The sequence below is a fragment of the Georgenia sp. AZ-5 genome, assembly GCF_043952095.1.
Classification (GTDB): domain Bacteria; phylum Actinomycetota; class Actinomycetes; order Actinomycetales; family Actinomycetaceae; genus Georgenia.
In genome coordinates, this window is sequence record NZ_JBINOU010000001.1 from 3,158,881 (window position 1) to 3,182,209 (window position 23,329).

The window sequence follows — 23,329 nt, forward strand, 5'->3', positions numbered from 1 at the left end:
TACCTCAGTGCTGGTCGCGGCTGCTGTGCCGGTGGCTCACGTTGCGGAACGCGTACGTCAGCAGCAGGAGCAGCACGAAGGCGCTGAAGGTGACGAGGCCGAGCACATAGGGGTTGACGGTCGCGGCCTCGGCGGTGGCCTCGGCCTCGGCGGCGAAGGTGACGAGCGAGCTCTTCATCGGATCCCATTCCTCGCGTGGCAGTCCGGTACAGGGGAACAGTCTGTCACGGACGAGGGTTCGGGACGGAGCGGGCTCGCCGCTCGGAGGCGTTCCCGGGGCTCGGTGACGCCCTGTGGTGGCCGATGCCGCCGGTGGCACGGCCGCGTCGTCCGCTGGGACGCGAGGGATGTGGCGGGACTCACCGGCCGACCCGCTCATGTAAGGGACATCGGCGGCGTGGAGCCACCACGTGGTCGGGGTCCCAGGGTATGCGTAGGTCATCCCGGTTGGTCCGGGTGGTGGCGTCGAGATCCGCTCTGGGGAGGTGCTCCGCGTGGAGTGCTTGCCCCGTTGGCCTGATTGCCACTCCCGGCCGGCCACGGATGCCCCGGTTGAGGGAAGTGGCCCGGTCCGCCGAGGCCGGTGCCGGTTGCAGCACATGAGTGGGAGCCGCGGTTGGCCGCGTGTCTTCCTTGGGACCGTGGCCGTAGTGCGTCGCTCCACCCCGGACGGGCCGGTGTCAATCGTCACCGACGAAGGGGAGATCAGATGGCGACACGGCGCCTGGTGGGCATCGACCTGGGCATCGCGACCGCCCATACGGTCCGGGTGCTGGACGAGACCGGTGCGACGGTGGCCAGGCGCAAGGCCTGGCCGACCGTGGAGAGCCTGACCGGCATCGAGCAGGCCGCGCTGGCCGGCGCCGAGGCGGGCACCCGGCTGGAGGTCGTGATGGAGCCGACCGGGCCGGCGTGGTTGCCGATCGCGGTGTTCTTCGCCACCCGCGGCCACCTGGTCCACCGGGTCAGCTCGGCCAAGGCCGCCGACCTGCGCCGCTTCCTGTCCCGGCACACCAAGACCAACGGCATCGACGCCGAGACCCTGGCCCGACTGCCGCTGTTCGACCCGGCCGGGCTGCGACCCCTGGAGCTGCCCGGCGCGGAGCGGGCCGGGCTGGACCGGCGGGTGCGGGCCACCGACCGGCTCACCCGGGCCGGGGCCGAGCACAAGCGGCGCATCAAGGACCTGGCCCGCCAGGTGCTGCCGATGTCGCCGCTGACCGGTGACCTCGGCGTCGCCGACCTGGCGGTCCTGGAGCGCTACGCCGACCCGCGGGCGCTGACCAGGGCCGGGCTCACGCGCCTGACCACGCTGATCACGAGGGCCTCGCACGGCCACCAGGGCCGCGACCGGGCCCAGCAATGGCTCGAGGCCGCCCGCGCCTCCCTGGCCCTGTACGGCGAGCACCCCGCGGTGGCCTTCGCCGACCTCGCCGCCGAGATCGCCACCGAGGTGCGGTTGCTGCGCGCCGTCCAGGCCGAGCTCGCCGAACACGCCCAGCACCGCGAGGCCTACTACCAGCAGGTCGACCCAGAAGAGCTGGCCCGCTCCCTGCCCGGCGTCGCCGAGATCAGCGGTCCCGCGCTGGTCGCCGTGACCGGGGACGCAGCCCGGTTCCGCAACGCCAAGGCGTTTCGCTCCTACACCGGGCTAGCCCCCAGGGCCTCCGAGACCGGCGAGACCGACCGCAAGGGCCAGCCGATGTCCAAGGCCGGCTCCTCGCTGCTGCGCACCACCCTGATCCGCGCCGCGGACACCGCCCGCCACCAAGACCCCCAGCTCGCCCGCCTGTACTACGTCCAGATGGTCGAACGCGGCAAGGACCACCTCGGCGCCCTGTGCGTCGTCGCCGCCCACCTGGCCGAACGGTTCTGGACCGTCATGCGACGCGGCGAGCCCTACGTCATCCGCGACACCGACGGGCGCCCAGTGAGCGCCGAGGAGGCCAAGGCCATCGTCCGCCAGCACTGGACGGTGCCGGCCGAGGTCCGCGCCCGCCGCCGCAGCAAGAAAGCGAGGAAGGCCCCCCAGACAGTCCCTACCGGACAGTCACAGCCAGACACACGCAGTGTCGGCAAACGGGGCGACCTTCCTCGCTCCTCATCGTTGACCGGGCCCACACAGCCCGTCAACAGGCGGACCGCTTGACAACCCGATCCCCCTTAGGGAATCAGCCGGTGGCGTCGTGCCCGCGGTTCTCCTCGCGCAGCCCGGGCAGGAACTTCGCGGGCAGGTCCTCCACCGGGACGAGCACCATGTCCTGGATCTTCCAGTCCAGCTCGCTCGCGGCCTCCCGGGCCTCGCGCAGCTGCGTGGGCGACGGTGTCACGCCCTCTGCCGGGACGACGAAGGACTCGACGTGGAACACGTGCCCCTCGTCCCGCACCCGCGAGCGGGCGGCGCGGACCCACGGCAGCGAGCCGAGCAGCTCGTCGACCTGCTCGACGAGCGGGTGCGGCTCCTCCCCGTCGACCGTGGCGGCGCGGGCGTCCATGAGCGCGGCGACGGCGACCCGGAGGTTCTTCCACCCGTCGTGGATGATGCTCACCGCGATGAACAGGGCGGCGACGGCGTCGGCCCACCACAGCCCGACGCCGATGCCCAGCACGCCGATGACGGCGCCGCCGGCGGTCATCCAGTCCGCCTTGTTCATGTCGGCGTCGGCGTAGAGCACCCGGTCGTGCAGCTCCCGCGAGAGCGGCATCTTCGCGCGGCCGAGCAGCACCGGCGGTATCCCGGTGTAGGCCAGCACCAGGATCATCAGCCAGCCCGACCAGATCTCCTGACCGGCGAGCTCCATCAGGCCCACCGGCGGGTGCTCGGCCTTGACCAGCCGGGTGGCCGAGTCCCACACCAGCAGGGCACCCATGCTCAGCAGCGCGGTGGCCGCGACGAGGTGACCGACGCCGATCGAGCGGTGGTAGCCGTAGGGGTGGCGCTCGCTCGGCGGCTTGCGGGTCAGGCGCACGGCGACGAGGAAGGCGATGGGCGGGATGAAGGAGAGCATGTCCTCCACCCACGCGGCCTTCATGGCCTGGGAGTTGCCCATGACGAGGTAGACCGGGATCACGGCCGTGACGAGGTAGCCGATGGTCAGCCACTCGAGCCGGATGGCGCGGTGGAGGGCGCGGTCCTGCTCCTCCGGCAGCTGGGTGTCGCCGAACCTGCTCACACCAGGTCCTTCCCCAGCAGGAAGTGCTCCAGCTCGACGAGGAAGGCGTTCTCCCCCATCGGCGCGGCCATCACGTGCAGCTCCTCCGTGCCCTCGGGGCCGACGGCCGTGGTGTACCGGTAGGTCAGCGCCGCCTTCTGCGACCACGGCGACCTCGCCGTCAGCCCGCCGATCACCAGGTCCAGCTGGCCCCGCTCGAGCTCGCCGACGAGCGCCTCCTCCCCGCCGACCGTCCACTCGATCTCGGCGCCGAGCGACTCGGCGAACTCGCCGACCAGCTCGGCCTCCGTGCCCCGCGGCGGCGCCTCCTGGCTCGTCACGATGGTCCACGGCGGGTTCGGGGAGACTCCCACCCGCAGCACGCCGGTGCTCGTCACCCGGTCGAGGGTGCCGTCGGGGTCGGTCGGGATGGTCGCCCCGCACCCCGTCAGCAGCGCCGCCAGCAGCAGCGCCGTCGCGATCAGCCTGGTCACGGGGCCATTGAACGCCGACGGCGGATTTCCGCACTTTCGGCCGCGGCGCGTGGCACGCCCGGCGGCATGCCCGCGGACGGGCTGGATCACCCCCGGCGCGCGGCCGGGGTGGGGCAGCATGGGAGACCCGGCGCGAAGGAGCGAGCATGCGGACCATCGGTCTCATCGGCGGCATGAGCTGGTACTCGACGGCCGAGTACTACAAGGTCATCAACACCGAGGTGCAGCGCCGGCTGGGCGGGCACCACTCGGCCCGGCTGCTGATGTCCTCTCTCGACTTCGAGGAGGTCCGCGCGCTCCAGCTGTGCGAGGACTGGGCCGGCGCGGGAGAGCTGCTGGCGGATGCGGCCCGCCGCCTGGAGGGCGCCGGCGCCGAGCTCGTCCTCATCGGGACCAACCTGATGCACAAGGTCGCCGGGGCCGTCGAGGACGCCGTCTCCGTGCCGCTGCTGCACATCGGCGACGCCGTGGGCGCGGCGGCCACGGCCGCCGGGTACCGCACGGTCGGGCTGGTCGGCACCCGGTGGGTGATGGCGGAGGCCTTCTATGCCGACCGGCTCGCCCGGCACGGCATCACGACGGTCGTCCCGGCGGCCGGCGACCAGGAGATGATCGACCGGTTCATCTTCGACGAGCTGACGCAGGGCGTCGTCACGGACGACTCCCGCCGGGCCTACGTCCGGGCGCTCGGCTCGCTGGCCGGGACCGGCTGCGACGCCGTCGTGCTGGCCTGCACCGAGATCGAGCTGCTCCTCAGCCCGGCGGACAGCCCCCTGCCGCTGCTGGACTCGATGCGCTGCCACGCACTGGCCGCCGCCGAGGCCGCCCTCGCGCAGGACGGCACCGCGGGCGCCGCGATCCTCCAGGACGACGCCGCGGGCACAGCGCCCGGCTAGGACGGATCGGCCGACGTAGGCCTACTGCCCGCGGCCACCTCCCTGGCCGTGCCACCGGCCCCGGGGCCGCCGCCCTGAGGGCGCTCCGCCGGGGCGTGGTGGTGCTTCCGGCGCTGGGCGGCGGCGCCGGAAGGCGCGGCCGCCGTCGGCAGCAGCGGCGCGGCGGAGAGGATGCGGGTCACGGTGAGCCCGGTCAGGGTCTGGGTGAGCATGATCCCGGCGAGCACGACGAGCTGGAAGCGGGCCGCCTCGATGGGGCCGGCGCCGCCGAAGAGCGCGCCGACGAACGCACCGGGCAGCGTCACCAGGCCGGTGGAGCGGGTCTGGTCCAGCGTGGGCAGCAGCGCCTCATGGACGGCGTTGCGGGCGACGTCCTCGAAGGCCCGGCGCGGCGGCGCGCCCAGCGCGAGCCACGCCTCCACCTCGCCCGCCCGGGCGAGGGCCATGGTCCGGAAGTTGCGGCCCGAGAGCGTGGCGGCGGACATGGAGTTGCCGATGAGGATGCCGCCCACCGCGACGACGTTGCGCGCGTCGAAGGGCACCAGGCCCAGGGCGAGCACGACGGCGGTGGAGACCAGCCCGCCGACCAGCACGGCGGCGAGGGCGGCCCGGCGGCCGGACCAGAGCTCACCCAGCCGGGAGCCGGAGGTGAGGGACGCCGTCGTGAGCATGAGCGCGACGAAGGCCGCGACCAGCGCGGGCCAGGTGAGCACGCCCCGCAGGACCAGGGCGATGACGCCGAGCTGCAGGGCGGCGCGCAGCACCGCGGTCAGGGGGCGGGCGCCGGTGGGCAGCCGGCCCCAGCGCTGCAGCCCCATGGTCAGGCCCACGACCACCGCCAGCCCCACGGCGGTGCGCAGCAGCAGGCCCACGTCGTCCTGGCTCATCGATGCCTCCCGCGGGCAAGGTACGCCGCCGCCGGGTCGGGGCGCCCCGCACGTCCGCGCCGGCACGCGGGCCCAGGTCGCGGCGGGCACGCAGGCCCGTGGCACGGCGGCGGTCATGGACCGACGCCCTGGGGCAGGCGTCCGCGTCCCGGCCAGGACGAGCCACACCGTGCGCCGGCCGGGGTCGCCCGGTGTACTCGCGCACGTGCGGGCCTCGACCGGCACCCCGGTCCAGCGCACCACTGCCACCCGTTCCGCCACGGCCGGTGGATGTGGATGCACAACGGTCGAGTCGCGGATGATCGTCTCCGAGCCGCTGCGGGACCTGCCCGGGGCCTGGAACGCGGTGCCCGAGTCGCGGTGGGGCGTCATCCGCCCCGACGGCGGGGACGAGATGCACCGCTTCCGCCCCTTCGCCGGGCCGCTGGTGCTCTGACGCGCTACGCGAGCACGGCCCACCCGTGCGCCGGCACGTGCACGCGGTCCCCGCGCACCTGAGCGTGGCCCGCGAGCAGCTCGCCCGCCTGGGCGGTGACCACGGCCTCCACGTCACCGATGTTGAGGACGACGGCGAGGCGCCCCTCCTCGGCCCCGACCTCGTAGGCGAGCACCTCGTTGCTCAGGTGCAGGCTGCGGGTGCGGGCGCGGTGGAGCCACGGGTGCCTGCGGCGCAGGGCGATGAGCTCCTGGTGCAGGCGGTAGGTCGGCCAGCCCTCGGGCGCCAGGTCCGCCGGGGTGGCCGGGAACGCCGGGCGGATGGCGTCGTCGCCGCCGAGGCGCTCCTCCTTGACGCCGGTGAACGCCTGCTCGTCGCCGTAGTACACGCTGGGGGTGCCGCCGACGGTGAACAGCACGACGAGGGCGTGCGGCAGGTGCCGGGTGTCGGTCAGCCGGGAGGCCAGGCGGGTGACGTCGTGGTTGCCGACGAACGTCTGCGGCGCGAACGTGGCGAGCATCGTGTCGTGGCGGCCCAGGGCGTGCTCGAGCTCGTAGAGGTTCCGGTCGTTCAGCGAGCTCCAGACCGCCTTCCACAGCTCGTACTGGGTCACCGAGTCCATCCCGGACCCGGCGACCACCGCCGGGTAGTCCCCGTGGATCACCTCGCCGACGACGTAGGCCTCCGGGTGGTCGGCGCGCACGGCGGGCAGCACCCGGGCCCAGAGGGACGGCGGCACGGCGTAGGCGGCGTCGAGGCGCCAGCCGTCGGCGCCGGCGGCGAGCCAGTACCGCATGACCTCGGTGACGAGCTCGACGGTGGCGTCGGCGTCGTGGTCCAGGGCCACCAGCCCCTCGTGCCCCTCGAAGGTCTCGTACGCCGGCGCGCCGCCGTCGGACGGCCAGCTGAGGCGGAACATCGCCCCCTCGGGTGCGTCGGGGCGCTCCAGCGCGCGGCGGACGAGCGGGTGGCGCGAGCCCAGGTGGTCGAACACGCCGTCGAGCACGACCTTCAGCCCGCGGGCGTGCGCGGCCGCGACCAGGGCGTCGAAGTCGGCGCGGTCGCCGAGCCGCGGGTCGATGGAGAAGTGGTCGAGGGTGTCGTAGCCGTGGCTGTAGGAGGTGAAGACGGGGCCGAGCAGCAGGCCCGAGACGCCGAGCTCGACGGCGTAGTCCAGCCATTCCACCAACCGCGGCAGGCGATGGGCCACCTCCCGCCCCTCCTCCAGCACGGCCTCCGCCCCGACGAGGCCGAGGGGGTAGACGTGCCAGAAGATCGCGTGCTCGTGCCAGGAGGTCATGCCCGGCATCCTCGCGTGCCCGCGCCGGTGCCCACCACCTGGGCGCTTCGTCGTCGCGGGCGCGGACCGGTGCGGCCGTCAGGACTTGGGGCTCGAGTGCGACGTTCTCGGCGATATCCGCGCCCGTTAACCACCGAGAACGTCACACTCGCCGACGCCCTACCCCGACAACGTCACACTCGCCGACGGGCGCACACCCACAACGTCACACTCGCCGACGGGCGCACACTCACAACGTCACACTCGCCGACGCCCTACCCCGACAACGTCACACTCGCCGACGGGCGCACACTCACAACGTCACACTCGCCGACGCCCACCCCGACAACGTCACACTCGGAGCGAGCGCCGCCGCCAGACGGCTAGGGCCGCCGCCAGTCGTCGCTCTCCAGGTGCGAGCCGGCCTGCGGGCCCATCTGCAGCATGCCGCCGTCGACCACCCACGACGCGCCGTTGACGTACCCGGCGTCCGGCCCGCACAGGAACGCCACCGTCGCGGCGATCTCCCGGGCGTCGCCCGGCCGGGCCACCGGGATGCCCGGGCGGTCCTTGCCGGCCAGTGGGGACTCGTCCTCCTGGCCGGTCATCGGGGTGCTGATCTCGCCGGGCGCGACCGCGTTGACCGTGATGCCGTGCTCGGCCAGCTCGAGCGCGGCGACCTTGACCAGCAGGCCGAGCCCGCCCTTGGCGGCGCAGTAGGGCGCCGCCCCCACCCGCGGGGCGTGCTCGTGGACGGAGGTGATCGCGACGATCCGCCCGCCGGTGCCGCCGTCGATCATGCGCCGCGCGCCGGCCTGCAGGCAGCAGAAGGCGCCGTCGAGGTCGACCGAGATCACCTCGCGCCACCGGGCGTAGTCCATGTCCAGCATGAGCTCGCTGGTCCCGGTGCCCGAGCAGAGCACCAGCGCGTCGAGGCCGCCCATCTCGGCGGCGACCTCGTCGACGAGCCGCGCGCCCTGCTCGGGCTCGGTGAGGTCCAGACGGCGCACCAGCGCCGAGGCGCCGGCGTGCTCCACCTCCTCGGCGGTGCGGGCGGCGCCGTCGGCGTCCTCGTGCCACGTGATGGCGATCTGCCGGCCCGGCGCGGCGAGCGCGACGGCGGTGGCCTTGCCGATCCCGGAGTCGGACCCGGTGATGATGACGCGGCGAGGCTCGAACGCCGCCGGCGGCCGGGTCGGGTCCGGCGTCGCCGCCATCAGCGAGAGACCAGCTTGAAGAAGGTGCTGTCCGAGCCGTCGGCCTTTCGCTCCTGGTAGAGGAAGGCGAGGTTCTCGGACTCGAACTTATCGAACCAGTCGTCCCAGCTGATGTGCTCGAGCTCCTTCTCGCCGGCCCCGCCGGGGAAGTCGATGCGCAGCACGCCGGGCGCGCCCTTGGACTCCGTGCCGCGCACGCTCGCCGGCTTGCCGTCGTGGGCCTCGACCCACTTGCGGATCTCGTCGTGGTCGGTGGTGGTGTGGCTGGTCGATGCCATGACTGCCTCCTCAGGGCTTGAGCGGGTCGTGACCGAGGGACATGAGCCGGTGGCGCCACGCGTCGTCGCCGGCGGTGGGCTCGGGCTGGTCGCCGCGCGCCTGGCGGATCGCCTCGACGACGTCGCGCATGACCACCACGTCGTCGTCGGTGAGGTCGGCGCGGCGCTTGCCGAGCACCTCCAGCACCTTGCGGGAGCGCTCGTTGCCGGCCTGGTCGGGCGGCGCCTCGGTCTGCTCCCCCGCGTCCGCCGTGGCGAGCCAGTCGCGCAGCTCCTGCGAGCTCATGTTCGCCAGCGCGTGGAACTCGTCCCACAGCGCGTCGTCGATGTTCGTCTCGGCCATGGTGCCTTCCCTCGTCGGTTCGGGCTCCTTGCGAGTCTCGACGGTACGAGCACCTCTCCGAGCCCGCACCCGGACGCGGCGCCGGCCGGCCGCCGCGGCCCGGCCCGACGGCGTACGGCACCAGCACCGGGCGGGGCGCCGGCCGGTCGTCGCGGCCCAGTCCGACGGCGTGCGGCACCAGCACCACGCGGCGGCGACGGCCCTGGCGGCACCACGCGGCGAGGGCCCGTTCGGGCCGACGCGGCTCAGGTCAGAGGCGCTCGAGACGCGAGCTGTTCAGCGCCACCCGGCGCAGCTCGCCGCCGCCGAAGTCCACGATCACCGACGCCTCGCCGTCGAGGGCGACGACCGTGCCCACGCCGTGGCGGTCGTGCGAGACGCGGCTCCCGACCGGGATCGGCTCCCCCACCGCCTGTGCCGCCATCCGGGCCTTGTTGAAAGGGCTGTTCGCGAGGTGCGGGCGGTGTGCGGGACGGGAGCTCATACCCCCATGGTGCGCCCTCAGGCGCCCGGGCGGGAACCCCAACGGCGATCTCGTCGTCATTGTCACCGCGGCGGAGCTGCTTCACAGCGCGCTCAGCGGGGGTATCCCGGCCGTTCCTCCCGCGGTGTTCCGGCCGCTCACCGCACGTACCGGCGTGCCGCCGAGCGCCGCTGGGCGTCCTCCAGCGCCAGGAAGCGGGCCTCCACGTGCGGGGGCAGCACGCGCCGCTCGCGCAGGACCCACGGCAGCCCCGCGAGCGCGGCGCCGACACCGCCGAGCGCCGGGCGGCCGATCTCCGCCTGGCGCAGCACCACCCCGGTGCGGCGCAGGGCCGCCGGCACCGGCCGGCGCAGCCAGGTGAACCACAGCGTGTTCCGGATCCCGTCGCGCAGCCGCTTGTCGGCGTCACGGGCCGCCGAGGCCTGGTGGTGCACGGTGAGCTCCTCCAGGTAGCACAGCTCCCACCCGGCCGCGGCCAGGTCCGCCGCGAGCAGCTCCTCCTCACCGCCGAGCCACAGCCGCGGATGAAAACCGCCGACCTCCTGGAACGCCTCGCGTCGCAGGACCGACGCCCCCGCCAGGAAGCTGCCCAGCGCCGGCCCCGGCAGCCCGGGCCGTCCCCGCACCGGGGACTCGCGCAGCTCCGCCACGATGGGGTCCTCGGTGCCCGCGGGCTCGACGACGATCCGCGCCGTGATCACCGCCACGTCCGGGGAGGCGTCCAGCGCGTCGGCCGCGCGGGCCAGGGAGCCAGGGGCCCACCAGGTGTCGTCGTCGCAGAACGCGACGTAGGGAGTCTCGAGCCGGGCCACGCCCACGTTGCGGCCCACCGCGCCGAGGTTCTTCTCACTGGCCACGAGCTCGACCCAGGGGTACCGCTCCCGCACGGTCCGGGCGGTGCCGTCCTCCGAGCCGTTGTCCACCACGACGACGTGCGGGGCCTCGGGCAGGGCCCGCAGGGCGCCGAGCGTGCGGCACAGCTCGTCCCGGCGGTTGTGGGTGATGACGACGACGCCGACGCGCAGATCCATGGTTGGCGTTATAGCCGCGCCGGCCCGCCCCGGCACCCCGGCACCGCTCCGGCGATTCGCTCCGGACGTTATCGAACTGTTACCTTCCCGGCGTCCGATCCACCCTCCCGCGGAGAACTCTCTTGTCGCTGCGTAAGCACCACCGTCCCGCTCTCGCCGCCCTGGCCGCGGCCGCCGTCGCCGTCCCCCTCGGCATGGCCGGCGCCGCCCCGGCGACGGCGGCCCCCGCGCCCGCCGTCGTCGCGCCGTCCGCGATGGCCGCGCTCGAGGCCGAGGTCTTCGAGCAGATCAACGCCTACCGTGTCCAGCAGGGCGTCGCGCCGCTGGCCCGCAGCGCCTCCATCGACGAGGTCGCCCGCAGCTGGAGCGAGAACCAGGCCGCCCAGGGCCGCATGTTCCACAACCCCAGCTACGGCGACCAGATGCCCGCCGGCGCCCGCGCCTGGGCGGAGAACGTCGCCTACCTCAACGGCTACAGCGTCGAGCAGATGGCCGAGGTCTTCGTCGACGGCTGGATCAACTCCGACGGCCACCGCCGCAACATCCTCGACGCCGACATGACCCACACCGGCGTCGGCATCGCCCAGAACGCCGACGGCGACGTCTACGCGACCCAGAACTTCGGCAGCTACCCCGGCGGCCTCGCGGACGCCCAGGCGCCCGCGCCGGCCCAGGAGAAGCGCGCCCCGGCCCCGGCCCCGGCCCCGGCCCCGGCCGAGGATGGGCCGGCGGAGAAGCCCGCCCCCGCCTCTGAGGAGCCCGCGCCCGCGCCGGCCGAGGAGCCCGCCGCGGCCCCCGCCGAGGAGCCCGCCGCGGCCCCCGCCGAGGAGCCCGCCGCGGCCCCCGCCGAGGAGCCCGCCGCGGCCCCCGCCGAGGACCCCGCGGAGGAGCCGGCCCCCGCGCCCGAGGAGCCCGCCGAGGCGGAGGAGACGGCGACCGCCGCCCCGGAGAAGGAGCGCCAGGAGCCCGTGGCCGTCAGCGGCTTCAACAGCCTCCAGCGCTGGATCGTCGACCTGCTGCTGAGTGTCTTCGGCCGCTGATCATCGCCTCGCGCGGGCCCGCACCCCACCGGGTGCGGGCCCGCGCGCGCCCGGGTGCGCGAGGCCGGGCGTTGCTGCGCCCCGCTCAGGCGTGCGACGGCGCGGGCGGGGCGTCGTCGACGTCGAACGTCACGTCGTCGGGGAAGCAGAAGTACCAGCCCTCGCCGGGCTCGTAGCTGCGCACCACCGGGTGGCCGGTGGCGTGGCTGTGCCCGCGGGCGTGCCGGTTCGGGGACGAGTCGCAGCAGCCGATGTGGCCGCACACCTGGCACGCGCGCAGGTGCACCCATCCGGCCCCGGTGGCCAGGCACTCCTCGCAACCGGGCGCGCCGTCGGGCGTGACGGTGTCATCGATGGTGTCCAGGTGCAGGCAGAGGGCCATGGCCCATCTCAGCGCATGACGCGGCCCTGGGCCAGACGCGCGGCGCCGGACCGCACCGGCCCGGGACGTGACCGGCCGCACCAGCCGGGGGACGTGACGAGCCCGCACCGTCCAGGGGACGGTGACGGACCGCACCGGCCGCTCGGGTAAGAGAACCGGACCGGGACGGAATGCTGGCGGCTCGCGGGGCGTTGCAGCGTCCATGAGCGAACCCATCTCCGTGCACGTGTGGTCCGACGTCGCCTGCCCGTGGTGCTTCATCGGCAAGCGCCGGTTCGAGACGGCCGCGGCCGGCCACGACGGCGAGGTCAGGGTGGAGTACCACTCCTTCGAGCTCGCCCCGGACACCCCGGTGGACTTCGAGGGCAGCGAGGTCGACTTCCTCGCCGGCCACAAGGGCATGCCCCACGAGCAGGTCGCGCAGATGCTGGGCCAGGTGACCCAGATCGCCGCCGGCGAGGGCCTGGCCTACGACTTCGACAACGTCCAGCACACCAAGACGCTCAAGGCGCACGAGCTGCTCCATCTGGCCAAGGCCAAGGGCCTGCAGCTCGAGCTGATGGAGCGGCTGTTCTCTGCCTACTTCGAGCAGGGCAGGCACGTCGGCCACGACGAGGACCTGGTGTCCCTGGCGGCCGAGGCCGGGCTGGACCCGGACGAGGCGCGGGAGGCGCTCGCCCAGGGCACGTACCGGGGCGCCGTGCAGGCCGACATCGCCGCCGCCCAGCAGATCGGCATCCGCGGCGTGCCGTTCTACATCATCGGCGAGAAGTACGGCGTCTCCGGCGCCCAGAGCCCCGAGGTCTTCGCCGAGGCGCTGCGCCGGGCGAGGGAGGACCAGGCCGCCGAACAGGTGGCGCGATGAGCGGCGCGACGCCCCACGCCGGGGGCGTGACCGCCGCGACGTCGGCGCAGGGCGTGGCCGTGGGCCAGCCGGCTGCCGCGCCCGCGGTGCCTGCCGCCGCGACGGAGCTGGGCCGCGCGGGCCTCGTGCCGTCCCTCGCCGCGCTCCAGCCACTCGGCGACGACGCGGCCGGCTACTGCGCCGACGGAGTCTGCTCCGTGCCTCATCGTCCGGAGGCCTGAGGCTCCTTCGACGAGCCAGGCCCGCACGAGAGCCCCCGTCCACATGGACGGGGGCTCTCGTCTGCCGCCCGGAAGCGGTCATTCGCCCACCAGCCACATCCCCTCTCCCCCGCGTTCGCGGCGCCGAAACCCGCCGTCGCTACGGTCGCCGCGCACATTGACGGCCGGTACAGGTCCGAATTGACCGCGGCCGATCCGGACAGACGCAGGGGGAACCATGGGAACGACACGCACACGCCGCGCCGGCGCGGTCCTGACCACAGCAGCACTGGCCGCCGCCGGGCTCGTCACCGCGCTCGCCCCGGCCGCCGCAACCACCGCGGAGACCACGACGGACGAACCAAAGGTCGTCTTCTTCGCCATCGACGGCTTCGACGCGGAGTACCTCGACGGCCGCGTCGAGCTGCCGAACATCGAGGCCCTCGCCCGGCGTGGCGCGCTCACCACGGGCACCGGGGTGATGGCCAGCGTGACCAACCAGTCCTGGTCCTCAGCCGCCACCGGTGCCTACCCCGAGCAACACCTCAACGCCGCCTACTACTACGACCCCGCAGCCGGCACCGTGCGCGGGCAGTCGCGTGCCATCGCCGGCGAGACCCTCGGCGAGGCCCTGGCCGCCGCCGGCAAGACCGTCGCCTCCGTGCAGTGGTTCATCCTCCAGAACCGCGGCGTCACCTACGGCGATCCCGACGCCCTGTACACCCAGCCCGGCGGAACCTGCGACAAGCGGGCGGACGACGCCGTCGCGATCCTCGAGGGCCGGCCGGTGAGCTCCGGGGGCACGCGGGTCACCGTGCCCGAGGTGCCCGACTTCCTCGCGATGTACTGCGACGACCTCGACTCCACCGGCCACGCCAGCGGCGACGCCAGCGAAGACATCCTCGACGCCCTCGTGCGGGTGGACGAGCAGGTCGGACGCGTCGTCCAGGCCACCAAGCGTGCCGGAACCTACTGGAGGACCACCTTCCTGCTCTCCGGGGACCACGGCATCACCTCCTACGACCACGTCAACGGTCCCCAGACCGAGGCGGCCCTGGACGCCGCGGGCTTCCAGGCCGAGTGGGTGAGCACCAACCGTCGGCCCTCCGCGGAGACGAACGTGGTCCTCGCCGGCGGCGGCCTGACCTCGGTCCACCTCATCGGCGACCTCGCCGGGGATGCCAGTGCCCTGCCCCGGGTGGAAGAGGTGCTCGCGGGCGTGGAGGGCATCGGCAGCATCTACGACAGGGCCGAGCAGGCGGCCATGCACATGGCACCCGCCTACGGAAACCTGGTCGTCGAGCCGCAGCCGGGCTGGGCGATGTTCGACGCCGACGCGGAGCACACCCGCGGCCGCCACGGCACCACCCAGGAGCTGTCCATCGCCTTCCTCATCGCCGGCTCTGGCGTGCGTCCCGGCGCCGCCCCGGCGAACCCGCGCCTGGTCGACATCACGCCCACCGTCGCCCACATGCTCGGCGTCGACTCCCCCGCCGGCGTGCAGGGTCGCGTGCTCACCGAGGCTCTCGTGCCGGCACGGGACTGAGGAGCAGCACGGGCCGGGTGGGAACGTGGCGCTCCCACCCGGCCCGAGCAGGGCACGGCGCAAGGCCCGGGGAGGTCGAGGGTCACCGCCGCCGAGCGGCAGCCGTTTCAACGGCGGCGTAGGGGCTGATGTTCATGGCGGCGCCGCGGGCGCGCCCAGCAGCCGCGTGGCCGCTCCCCGGTAGCGGGCATAGGCCTCCCGGTACGCCCGGTGCGTCTCGCCGGTTGCCGGCTCCACCGGCGACCCGGCCGCCAGCAGCGGCTCGGCCGCGCCGCCGGGCGTCACGGCCAGCAGGCCGAGCAGTGCCGCGCCGCGCGCGGAGCCCCCTTCGGGCACCCGCACGACCCGCGCGTCCAGCACCGACGCGAGCGCCTCGCGGAAGATCTCCGAGGCGCTGACCCCGCCCACCAGCCGCACCTCGCGGGGCGGGCCGACGATGCCCGCCACCGCACCGACGGCGTCGGCGCACCCGTACGCCACCCCCTCGAGGACGGCGCGCACCAGGTGGTCGCGCCCGTGCTGCTCCTGCTGGCCGAGGAAGGCTGCCCGGGCACGGTCGTCCTTGCGGGGCACCGTCGCGCCGAACATGAACGGCAGGTAGGTCAGGCCCCCGGCGCCCGCCGGCGCCCGGGCCGCGGCGTCGTCCGCGGCGCCGTCGGTGAAAGTCCGCGCCGCCCACCGCACGCTCGCGCCGGCCGCGTACAGCGAGGCCATGACGATGAACTCGTTCCCGATCGCGGCCCCGAAGAGGAAGCCCGGCCCGGGGTCGGGGCCCGGGGCGAGCCCCATGACCTGCGCGGCGGTCCCGACGTTGAGGCAGATCTGGTCCCGGTGCACCGCGCCGGCCCCCACGACCGCGGCGGGGACGTCCCCCGAGCCCGCGGCCACCGGCGTGCCGACGGGCAGGCCGGTGACCGAGGCCGCCTCCGCCGTCACCGCGCCGACGACGTCGGTGGGGCTGGCCACCGGCGGCGCGAGCCCCGGGCTGGCGCCGACGGCCTCCCACAGCTCCTCGCTCCACCGCCCCGAGCGGACGTCGTACAGCAGGGTGCCGATGGCGTCGGTGGTGTCGGTCGCCCAGGTCCCGGTGAGCCGGAACCGGACGAAGTCCTTGGCCATGGCGATGCGCGCGGCGCGGGCGAGCCGCTCCGGCTGCGTGCGCGCCACCCACGCGAGCTTGGGCGCCGTGAAGGCGTCGACGGGGTCGTTGCCGCCGAGGTTGCGGAAGCGCCGGTCCGCGGCCAGGCGGGCGGTGTCCTCGCCCACCCGCCGGTCCGCCCACGTCATCGCCCGGCCGACGGGCCGGTCGGCGCCGTCGACGAGCACCAGCGTGTGCATCTGCCCCGAGAGCCCCACCGCCGTCACGTCCGTGCCGGCCACAGCTGTGACGGTCCGGCAGGCCGCCGCGGCCTCCTCCCACCACCTCTCGGGGTCCTGCTCGTGGGCGCCGGGCTCCGGGCGCAGCGTGGCGTACTCCCGGGCCGCCGAGGCCACGGTCTCACCCGTCGCGGCCCGGACGGCGACGACCTTGACGCCCGTGGTGCCCAGGTCGATGCCCACCGCCACGGCCCCACCGTGGGCGCTCATGCACGTGCGCGCCGCGGGGTGAACCCGAACTCGGCGAGGAACTCCAGGGACTCCTCGGCGACGCGGTCGAAGTCGGCGAGGCCGACCCCGGCGGGCTCCCCGACGCCGATCGGGCCGCCCACCTGCCAGCCCTCCCACTCGACGCTGACGTACCCGTCGAAGTCGATCTCCGTGAGCGCCTCGAAGGTCTCGCGGAAGTCGACGAGCCCGCCGCCGAACCAGATGTGGTTGGTGCCCACGATGGTGGGGAGCCCGACCTCGTCCTTGATCTGCACGATGTCGATGTACGGCGCCAGCCGCTTGACGGCGTCGCGCACGCTCATGAAGGGCTTCACCGCCACGTAGAAGGCGCCGGTGTCCATGGTCATCCGCAGGTTCGATGCGCCGATCTCGTCGAACATCCGCTCCACCAGCTCGACCTTGTTGAGGATCGTGCCCTGGAGCAGCTCGATGCTGACGTTGAGCCCCAGCCCCGCGGCGTGCTCCGCGACCTCCGTGATCGCCTCCTTGGCCTGCCGCCATGCCTCCTTGCGGGTCAGCAGCACGTTGAGCGGGGGGTCGTAGTAGCCGTCGCCCAGCAGCGTGCACGCAGACTTCGCACCCAGGGCCTTGGCGGCGTCGAGCGCCTTCTTGAAGCTCTCGATGCCACGCTCCCGGTCGTACTCCCGGGCGGTGACGAAGGTCGTGTGGTGGGCGACGTACCCGATGTCGATGCCCGCGGACTCGGCGGCGGCGCGGGTGTCGGCCAGGCGCTGGTCGTACTCGGCGGAGGGGCCGTTCAGCAGGTGCCCGAAGATGAAGTCGACGCCGTCGTAGCCGTACTCGGCCACGCGCGTCGCCGTCCACGGCGAGGGCTTGTCCCCCCAGGAGTTCCAGGCCGGCCCGGCCGCCTCCAGCCGGCCCCACGGCATGTTCGGCCAAACCTCGAAGCTGAGCTTCATCGCGTCTTCCTCTCGTCGGTCGGACGGGTCGCCGCCGTCGACGGCGGCCGACCCGTTGGTTTTGTGGGATGCGGCGGGGGCCGCGTGGGTGGTGGTACCGCCGGCGCCGCCGCGGGCGTGTGACGGCGCCGGCGGCGGGGCGACGGCGGGCCGGCATCGCCGTCGCCCCTAGAGGTGCGGCACCCGGGGGCGGAAGGTGGCCGTGAGCGCCGCGTTGTGGGGGCCGGCCCCCGCCATGCCGGCGCTGAGGAACACCGTCGGTGTGGAGCCGCGTGCCACCTGACGCGCGAGGGCGTCGACGACGATGGCGTCGAGCAGCGCCAGCCCCACCGCGCTCGACGCCGGGCCCACCCGGGGCAGGTCCTCGCGCAGCTGCACGAGCGCGTCCCCGGGTGGGCAGTGGTTGTCGACGACGATGTCGGCCACCTCGTGCAGCCTCGCCCCGGGCTGCCGGCTGGCCGAGGCGTAGGCCCGCGAGGTGATGGCGATGATCGGCAGCCCGCGCGACCTGGCGGCCTGCGCCACCTCCACCGGCAGGGGGTTCGCGCCGGAGTTGGACACGACGAGCATCGTGTCCACCCGCGGGTCCAGCGCGTACCCGTCGAGGATCTCCTCCGCGTGCCCGGACTCGCGCTCGAGCTCCGTGCTGCGCTGCGCGCTGACGTGGAGCATGTAGTCCGGCTTGAGCACGGGACACACCCGGGCCGTGCCCCCGGCCCGGTAGAACGCCTCCTCGGCGAAGACGTGCGAGTGCCCGCTGCCGAAGACGTACAGCAGCCCGTCGGCGTCGAACCGCTCGGCCAGAAGCGCCGCGGCGGCCGAGATGGCTCCCGCCTCCTCGACGACCGCGGTGGCCAGGATCTGCTGCACCCGGTCGAGGTACTCCGTCGCCGCCGGGGTCAGCGGCTCGGCGGAGATCACTTGGCCGACCCCGCGATGAGGCCGCCGACGAAGTACCGGCCGACGAACAGGAAGAGCACCACCGTGGGCAGCAGGGTGAACAGGGCGCCGGCCATGATCAGGCCCCAGTTGATCGTGTACTGCTCGATGATCGCGTTGAGCCCGATGGGGAGGGTCTTGAGCGCGTCGTCGAGGACGAACTGCGACGCGAACACGAACTCCGTCCACGAGAAGACGAACGAGTACACCGTGACGGTGGCGATGCCGGGCAGCAGCAGCGGCAGCACCACCTGGATCATGGTGCGCACCGGCCCGGCGCCATCGATCGCGGCCGCCTCGTCGATCTCCCCGGGCACGGCCTGGAGGAACCCGCGCAGCAGCCAGGTGCAGAACGGCGCCGTGAAGGCGACGTTGACGAGCACCAGCCCGGCGTGGGTGTTGATCAGCCCCATCCCGGCGAGGGTCCGGTAGAGCGGCACGATCAGCAGCGAGCCGGGGATCATGTACGACAGCAGCACGACGCCCGCGATCTTGCCGCTGCCCGGCACCCGCAGCCGGTACAGGCCGTACGCGGCCGCCACCGAGACGACGATGGTCACCACGGTGGTCGCCAGGGCCACGATGAGGCTGTTGCTCAGGAACGTCGGGTACGCCGTGGCGGCGAAGAGGTCCTGGAAGTTCGCCAGCGTCCACGTCTCTGGGAAGAGCGTGGGCGTCGAGCGGATGATCTCCTCGCGGGTCTTGAACGCGGAGATCGTGATCCAGTACAGCGGCCCCAGCACCAGGATCGAGATGACGACCATGGCGAGGATGCGGGGAATGCTGCGGGCCGGCCGGGTGGCCGTGACCGCGCCTTGCGCTCGGGCCATCAGTCCTCCTCGGGGCGTAGGAACTTGACGAACAGCACCGCCGCGACCGCGAGCACGATCACCGCGAGGACGCTGGCGGCCGCCGCCTCGCTGCTGCGGAAGGCGCCGAACGCCGTCTCGTAGATGTGCACCGGCGCGGTGGTGGTGGCCCCGGCCGGGCCGCCGCCGGTGATGAGCAGGATCGTGTCGAGCACGTTGAAGGACCACAGCGAGCCGACGAGCCCGAGGGCGAACAGCACCGGCTGCAGGAGCGGGAAGGTGACGGCCCAGAACGTCTGCCACGCGTTGGCGCCGTCCATCTTCGCCGCCTCCAGCACCTCGCCCGGCACGGTGGCCAGCGCGCCATAGATGACGACGGCGGCGAGGGGGAACCAGTGCCAGCTGTTCACCAGGATGACGGCGAGGAGCGCCACCCCGGTGTCGGAGAAGGGCGAGCCGAGGTCGATCCCCACCGCCGCGAACATCCGGTAGACGATCCCGTAGTTGGAGTTGAGCATCCACTGCCAGATGACGGCGACCGCCACGGTCGGGATGACCCACGGGAGCATCACCCAGGTGCGGGCCGTGCGTGACCACACGCCCCTGCGCTGGAGGAGCAGGGCGGTGGCGAAGGCCAGCACGGTCTGGACGATCATGTTGACGACCAGCCAGATGCCCGACCGGCCGAGGGCGCCCCAGAAGGTGGGGTCGGCGACCACCTGGGTGTAGGTCTCGAACCCCACCCAGTCCGACGGCGACCCGATGACGCGCTCGTCCCGCAGGCTCGTCAGGACCGCGTTGACCAGCGGGAAGGCGATGACCACGGCCATGATCACGACGATCGGCGTCACGAGGGCGTAGCCGAGCAGCCTGTCCTGGGCGCGTGCGTGGACGGACCGGCTCCGGGCCGGGCGCGCGGTGAGCGTCCGCGCGCCCGGCCGGGAGGCCATCGTGCTGGTGCCCATCACTCGATCGCTGCCTGCATCTGCTCGTGCGTCCACGTCACGGCGTCCTGGGGCGACATGTCGTTGACGTACATCTGCTGGATGCCCTGGGCGAGCAGGTTCTGGCCCGAGATGTCCCCGACCCGCTCGACGTACTGGCCGTCCACGAACCCGAACAGCTCGCCGGTCTGCGACTGCTCGAGCATCGCGTCCACGCACGTCTGGTAGGTGCTGATGATCTCGTGCTGGCGCCAGTTGGACTCGTCGGCGCCGTCCTCGGTGACCGGGAGGAACAGGCCCGGCTCGGCGTTGAGGAAGTCGCCGTAGCTGGCCGGGTCGACCAGCCACTCGAGAAACGCCCCGGCGCCGTCGGCGCGCGCCTGGTCGTCGGAGAGGATCATGGCGGCGTTCGAGTAGTAGATGCTCCCCGGCTGCCCGCCGGAGGCCGGGGTCGGGATGGGCGCGCAGCCCAGGTCCTCCGGCGGCCGGCCGGACTCCTCCTGCCAGGGGCTGAGGTACTGGCCCTTCTCGATCGCCATGGCGGCGGCGCCGCTGTTGAAGGCTGCCTGCGGCTCGCCCCAGGCGTAGTTGCCGGAGTCGGGCGGTGAGTACTGCAGGAGCTCGTCGTACAGCTCGAACGCCGCGACGGTCTCCGGCTTGTCGAAGTCGACCTGCTCGTCCTCGGTGAAGATGTTCGCGGCGCCCGAGGTGATCATGAGGCTGTAGATCACCTGGTCGGTCGCGAGGTTCTTCCCCGCGGGCAGCGCGATGCCGCTGCGCCCCTCGGTGGTGAGGGTCTCGGCGGCGTTGCGCAGCTCGTCCCAGGTACGCGGCGCCTCCAGGCCCGCCTCGCGGAACATGTCGCCGCGGTACCACAGCATCTGGATCATGCCGAACAGCGGCACGGCCCAGTAGTCCTCGTCGTGGTACGGGTCGGTGGCGTTCTCGACGAGCCCGTGCTCGCCGTCGATCCGCTCGACGACGTCGGTCACGGGCTGCCCCAGACCGATCTCCCTGACGTAGGTGGCGAAGTCCGGGATGGCGAACAGGATGTCGGGCTGGTCGCCGGACTGCGCCGCGGCGGCGATCTTCGAGTACACCTGGTCCCACTCCTGGACCTGGAAGGAGACGGGGAGCTCGGGGTCCGTCGCGTTGTACTTCTCGGCGAGGGCGTTGAAGGCCTCGACGCGGTTGGGCGGCGTCTCCATGTGCCAGATGACGAGCTCCTCGCCGCCCCCGCCCTCCTGGCCTCCGCCACCGCCTCCGCCGCCACCACCGCAGGCGGCGAGCGCCAGCGCCGCGGCCGTGGAGGCGGCCGTGACTGCCACTGCTCTAGATCGCATTGCTTCACCTCTCTGTGAGCCGTGCCCGCAACAATGTTCGCGCGGCTCCGGCGTCGGTGCCAGCGGCCGTTGTATGCTGGTGATCGGAACACTAGCACGAGCGCTCTAGAGCGGTCTATGCACAGTGTAGTATCGGTCGGATGGTTCCGTAGATTGGCCCAGACGAGAGGTGGTCACGAGACGCCTATGGCCGGCAGGACGACGACGCAGCCGAAGTACCTCGAGATAGTCACGCGCGTCCGCGAGCGCTGCTCGTCGATGCCCGTGGGCGCGAGGCTCTCCTCCGAGCGGGCGCTGGCCGAGGAGTTCGGCGTGAGCGTGATGACCACCAGGCAGGCGCTCGCCCGCCTGGAGGACGAGGGCTGGGTCCGCCGGGCGCCGGGCAGCGGGACGTACGTCAGCCGGCCGACCGTGACGATGGGGCCGACCCTGACGTCTTTCAGCGAGGACATGCGCCGCCTCGGCCTCACGCCCTCCGCGGTGGTGCTGCGCTTCGAGCCCATCGCACCCGACCTCGACACCGTCGCGCACCTGTCGCTGCGGCCCGGTGAGGGCGCGGTGCTGCTCGAGCGCCTGCGCCTGGCCGACGGCGAGCCGATGTGCCACGAGGTCGGGGTGTACCCAGACCGCTTCGCCGACGCCCTCCGCGACGCCGATCTCACGGGGTCCGTCCACGAGGCGCTCGCGACCACCGGGACGGTCCCCGACTCGACCTTCCGCCGCGTGCGCACGGTGGTGCTCTCGCAGCGCGAGTGCGACCTGCTCGGACTCCCCCAGAACTCCCCCGCCCTGGAGATCGTCGACACCTTCTCCGACGCCATGGGTCGCCCGATGCAGCACGTCCGCTCGCGCTACCGCTTCGACCGGTACGAGGTGGCGAGCACGATCACGCGCATCAGCCCCGCGCGCCGCTGAGCGGGCCGCGCGGGTCACACGCCACTGCTCCGCCCGTCGCACGGGCCGTACCGATCGGGCAGGCACCCGCGCCGCGCGTCACCTCGCCTTGATGCCGTGGCCGGTCAGCACCAGCACGACGGCGCCGTCGCGCCCGTCCCACCAGCCCGCCGGCCGCTCCCGGAGGTACGCCAGCGTGGTGGCCGCCGCGGGCTCGACCCACAGCCCGACCGAGGCGAGGTAGGCCTGGGCGTCGAGGATGGCGTCCTCCCCGACCGCGGCGATCTCGCCGCCGGCGCGCCGGGCGGCCTCGAGCGTGAGCAGGCCCTGCTCCTCGTACCCGCGCATGGCGTCGGCGATGGCGGTGGCCGCCGTGGGGGCCCAGGACCGGGCGGTCCGCAGGGACCGGGTCCAGTCTCCGTCCCGCCAGGCGGCCGCGAGCGGCGCGACCGCCGCGGCCTGCACCCCCACCATGACCGGGGTCCCCCGGGCGGCGCCGACGTCCGCCGCGTCCCGGAACCCCCGCTCGACGCCGCGCAGGAGCGGCCCGGCGCCCACCGGGACGACCACGACGGACGGCGCCGCCCCCAGCTGCTCGACCAGCTCGAGGGCGAGGGGCCGGTAGGCCTCGGCCAGGAGGGGGTTGCGGTAGGTGGTGGAGACGTTCATCCAGTCGGCGCCCTCAAGCTGCCGCGCCTCCGCGTAGGCTGCGCTGTAGTCCCCCGGCACCTCGCTGACCTCGGGCCCGTAGACCCGGCAGGAGTCCAGCTTCCTCGCCGCCCGGGACTCCGTGCCCACGAGCACCCGGCAGCGCAGCCCGGCCGCGGCCGCGTACGCCGCCGCGGCCACCGCGGCGTTGCCCGTGGACGCCACCGCGAGCCCGCGCACGCCCTGGTCCAGGGCGGCCGAGGCGCCCAGCGCCATGGCGCGGTCCTTGAAGGACAGCGTGGGGTTGAGGGTCTCGAGCTTGGCGACGACCCGGGCACCGGGCGGGACGCCCGGCAGGTTCAGCTCGACCAGCGGCGTCTGCCCCTCCCCCAGCGAGACCGCGGCCTGGGTGCGCGGGAGCAGCGCGGCCCAGCGCCACAGGCCCGTGGCCGGCGACGGACCGGCCGCGGCGAGCCGCGCGGGCTCGACGACGACGGCGCCCGCGCACGCGGCGCACTCGTAGGCGAAGCCCGCCTGCCCCCGTCCGCACCGGACGCACACGACCTCGTACTCCCGGAGCCCGCCCGCGCCCACGGCGTCGGTGCCCGGGGCGGCGCCCGGCCCGGCGCCCGTCATCGGGCCGCCGATTGTCGCTGCACCGGCCACAAGTTACGCTCGGCCCGATCCGGCAGCC

Annotated in this window: 26 protein-coding genes; 8 read left to right on the top strand and 18 right to left on the bottom strand. The window is 73.8% G+C overall.

Translation table 11 applies throughout. The features are described 5' to 3' along the window. Positions 1-4: 4 nt before the first annotated feature. A complete protein-coding gene (locus tag ACF0H8_RS14790; RefSeq protein ID WP_395289652.1) occupies positions 5-178 on the bottom strand; it encodes a hypothetical protein in 174 nt (57 codons plus the stop codon). Between the two features lie 531 nt (positions 179-709). Between ACF0H8_RS14790 and ACF0H8_RS14795 the strand changes: the two genes are divergently transcribed. Next, positions 710-2,149, top strand: a complete 1,440-nt coding sequence (locus tag ACF0H8_RS14795; protein WP_395289653.1) for an IS110 family transposase — start codon at positions 710-712, stop codon at positions 2,147-2,149. 22 nt (positions 2,150-2,171) lie between these two features. Here the strand turns inward: ACF0H8_RS14795 and ACF0H8_RS14800 are convergent, their stop codons facing one another. Then, the gene (locus ACF0H8_RS14800; protein ID WP_395289654.1) at positions 2,172-3,173 is read right to left on the bottom strand and encodes a cation diffusion facilitator family transporter; all 1,002 of its coding nucleotides are present in this window, start codon (positions 3,171-3,173) and stop codon (positions 2,172-2,174) included. Further along, complete coding sequence (locus ACF0H8_RS14805) at positions 3,170-3,646, bottom strand: transporter substrate-binding domain-containing protein (protein WP_395289655.1); 477 nt, start codon at positions 3,644-3,646, stop codon at positions 3,170-3,172. The genes ACF0H8_RS14800 and ACF0H8_RS14805 overlap by 4 nt, the downstream gene beginning before the upstream one ends. A 146-nt stretch (positions 3,647-3,792) precedes the next feature. Between ACF0H8_RS14805 and ACF0H8_RS14810 the strand changes: the two genes are divergently transcribed. Then, on the top strand, positions 3,793-4,542 hold the full coding sequence (locus ACF0H8_RS14810) for an aspartate/glutamate racemase family protein (protein ID WP_395289656.1): 750 nt from the start codon (positions 3,793-3,795) through the stop codon (positions 4,540-4,542). On the opposite strand, the gene ACF0H8_RS14815 is transcribed toward ACF0H8_RS14810, so the two are convergent. Continuing rightward, entirely contained in the window at positions 4,539-5,429 is an 891-nt protein-coding gene (locus ACF0H8_RS14815) for an ABC transporter permease (protein WP_395289657.1), read from the bottom strand. The two genes, ACF0H8_RS14810 and ACF0H8_RS14815, sit on opposite strands and share 4 nt — an antisense overlap. A gap of 298 nt (positions 5,430-5,727) precedes the next feature. Between ACF0H8_RS14815 and ACF0H8_RS14820 the strand changes: the two genes are divergently transcribed. Beyond that, positions 5,728-5,865 carry a hypothetical protein gene (locus ACF0H8_RS14820; RefSeq protein WP_395289658.1) on the top strand — a complete coding sequence of 46 codons (138 nt, stop codon included), beginning with the start codon at positions 5,728-5,730 and terminating at the stop codon, positions 5,863-5,865. Positions 5,866-5,869: 4 nt separating this feature from the next. Here ACF0H8_RS14820 and ACF0H8_RS14825 read toward each other — a convergent pair whose 3' ends face one another. From ACF0H8_RS14825 to ACF0H8_RS14850, 6 genes are all read right to left on the bottom strand, one after another. Continuing rightward, complete coding sequence (locus tag ACF0H8_RS14825; protein WP_395289659.1) at positions 5,870-7,165, bottom strand: alpha-amylase family glycosyl hydrolase; 1,296 nt, start codon at positions 7,163-7,165, stop codon at positions 5,870-5,872. A 362-nt stretch (positions 7,166-7,527) separates the two neighbouring features. Continuing rightward, positions 7,528-8,361 (bottom strand): SDR family oxidoreductase, encoded by an 834-nt coding sequence (locus tag ACF0H8_RS14830; protein ID WP_395289660.1) that lies wholly within the window; start codon positions 8,359-8,361, stop codon positions 7,528-7,530. After that, on the bottom strand, positions 8,361-8,639 hold the full coding sequence (locus ACF0H8_RS14835; RefSeq protein WP_395289661.1) for a hypothetical protein: 279 nt from the start codon (positions 8,637-8,639) through the stop codon (positions 8,361-8,363). The genes ACF0H8_RS14830 and ACF0H8_RS14835 overlap by 1 nt, the downstream gene beginning before the upstream one ends. Before the next feature lie 10 nt (positions 8,640-8,649). Next, complete coding sequence (locus tag ACF0H8_RS14840) at positions 8,650-8,982, bottom strand: DUF3140 domain-containing protein (RefSeq protein ID WP_395289662.1); 333 nt, start codon at positions 8,980-8,982, stop codon at positions 8,650-8,652. Between the two features lie 250 nt (positions 8,983-9,232). Continuing rightward, positions 9,233-9,466: a hypothetical protein gene (locus ACF0H8_RS14845; RefSeq protein ID WP_395289663.1), complete on the bottom strand. Its 234-nt coding sequence runs from the start codon at positions 9,464-9,466 to the stop codon at positions 9,233-9,235. Between the two features lie 137 nt (positions 9,467-9,603). Then, on the bottom strand, positions 9,604-10,497 hold the full coding sequence (locus tag ACF0H8_RS14850; RefSeq protein ID WP_395289664.1) for a glycosyltransferase family 2 protein: 894 nt from the start codon (positions 10,495-10,497) through the stop codon (positions 9,604-9,606). Between the two features lie 122 nt (positions 10,498-10,619). Between ACF0H8_RS14850 and ACF0H8_RS14855 the strand changes: the two genes are divergently transcribed. Beyond that, positions 10,620-11,537, top strand: coding sequence for a CAP domain-containing protein (locus ACF0H8_RS14855; protein ID WP_395289665.1), 918 nt, complete (start codon positions 10,620-10,622; stop codon positions 11,535-11,537). A gap of 85 nt (positions 11,538-11,622) precedes the next feature. On the opposite strand, the gene ACF0H8_RS14860 is transcribed toward ACF0H8_RS14855, so the two are convergent. Continuing rightward, positions 11,623-11,919 carry a UBP-type zinc finger domain-containing protein gene (locus ACF0H8_RS14860; RefSeq protein WP_395289666.1) on the bottom strand — a complete coding sequence of 99 codons (297 nt, stop codon included), beginning with the start codon at positions 11,917-11,919 and terminating at the stop codon, positions 11,623-11,625. A gap of 202 nt (positions 11,920-12,121) precedes the next feature. On the opposite strand from ACF0H8_RS14860, the gene ACF0H8_RS14865 reads away from it, so the two are divergent. From ACF0H8_RS14865 to ACF0H8_RS14875, 3 genes are all read left to right on the top strand, one after another. Next, positions 12,122-12,784 (top strand): DsbA family protein, encoded by a 663-nt coding sequence (locus tag ACF0H8_RS14865; RefSeq protein WP_395289667.1) that lies wholly within the window; start codon positions 12,122-12,124, stop codon positions 12,782-12,784. After that, positions 12,781-13,005, top strand: coding sequence for a hypothetical protein (locus ACF0H8_RS14870; protein WP_395289668.1), 225 nt, complete (start codon positions 12,781-12,783; stop codon positions 13,003-13,005). The genes ACF0H8_RS14865 and ACF0H8_RS14870 overlap by 4 nt, the downstream gene beginning before the upstream one ends. A 217-nt stretch (positions 13,006-13,222) precedes the next feature. Then, on the top strand, positions 13,223-14,530 hold the full coding sequence (locus tag ACF0H8_RS14875) for an alkaline phosphatase family protein (RefSeq protein ID WP_395289669.1): 1,308 nt from the start codon (positions 13,223-13,225) through the stop codon (positions 14,528-14,530). Between the two features lie 132 nt (positions 14,531-14,662). On the opposite strand, the gene ACF0H8_RS14880 is transcribed toward ACF0H8_RS14875, so the two are convergent. The 6 genes from ACF0H8_RS14880 to ACF0H8_RS14905 all read right to left on the bottom strand — a co-directional run bounded on the left by ACF0H8_RS14880 (position 14,663) and on the right by ACF0H8_RS14905 (position 21,093). Beyond that, positions 14,663-16,096, bottom strand: coding sequence for a xylulokinase (locus ACF0H8_RS14880; protein WP_395289670.1), 1,434 nt, complete (start codon positions 16,094-16,096; stop codon positions 14,663-14,665). 17 nt (positions 16,097-16,113) lie between these two features. After that, a complete protein-coding gene (locus tag ACF0H8_RS14885) occupies positions 16,114-17,058 on the bottom strand; it encodes a sugar phosphate isomerase/epimerase family protein (RefSeq protein ID WP_395289671.1) in 945 nt (314 codons plus the stop codon). Between the two features lie 168 nt (positions 17,059-17,226). Then, the gene (locus tag ACF0H8_RS14890) at positions 17,227-17,979 is read right to left on the bottom strand and encodes a sugar isomerase domain-containing protein (RefSeq protein WP_395289672.1); all 753 of its coding nucleotides are present in this window, start codon (positions 17,977-17,979) and stop codon (positions 17,227-17,229) included. After that, complete coding sequence (locus tag ACF0H8_RS14895; protein ID WP_395289673.1) at positions 17,976-18,827, bottom strand: carbohydrate ABC transporter permease; 852 nt, start codon at positions 18,825-18,827, stop codon at positions 17,976-17,978. The genes ACF0H8_RS14890 and ACF0H8_RS14895 overlap by 4 nt, the downstream gene beginning before the upstream one ends. Continuing rightward, positions 18,827-19,771: a carbohydrate ABC transporter permease gene (locus ACF0H8_RS14900; protein WP_395289674.1), complete on the bottom strand. Its 945-nt coding sequence runs from the start codon at positions 19,769-19,771 to the stop codon at positions 18,827-18,829. The genes ACF0H8_RS14895 and ACF0H8_RS14900 overlap by 1 nt, the downstream gene beginning before the upstream one ends. Further along, complete coding sequence (locus ACF0H8_RS14905; protein ID WP_395289675.1) at positions 19,771-21,093, bottom strand: ABC transporter substrate-binding protein; 1,323 nt, start codon at positions 21,091-21,093, stop codon at positions 19,771-19,773. Before ACF0H8_RS14905 ends, ACF0H8_RS14900 begins: the two co-directional genes overlap by 1 nt. 186 nt (positions 21,094-21,279) lie before the next feature. On the opposite strand from ACF0H8_RS14905, the gene ACF0H8_RS14910 reads away from it, so the two are divergent. Then, positions 21,280-22,008 carry a GntR family transcriptional regulator gene (locus ACF0H8_RS14910; protein ID WP_395289676.1) on the top strand — a complete coding sequence of 243 codons (729 nt, stop codon included), beginning with the start codon at positions 21,280-21,282 and terminating at the stop codon, positions 22,006-22,008. A gap of 78 nt (positions 22,009-22,086) precedes the next feature. On the opposite strand, the gene ACF0H8_RS14915 is transcribed toward ACF0H8_RS14910, so the two are convergent. Continuing rightward, entirely contained in the window at positions 22,087-23,271 is a 1,185-nt protein-coding gene (locus ACF0H8_RS14915; RefSeq protein WP_395289677.1) for a pyridoxal-phosphate dependent enzyme, read from the bottom strand. Between the last annotated feature and the right edge of the window lie 58 nt (positions 23,272-23,329).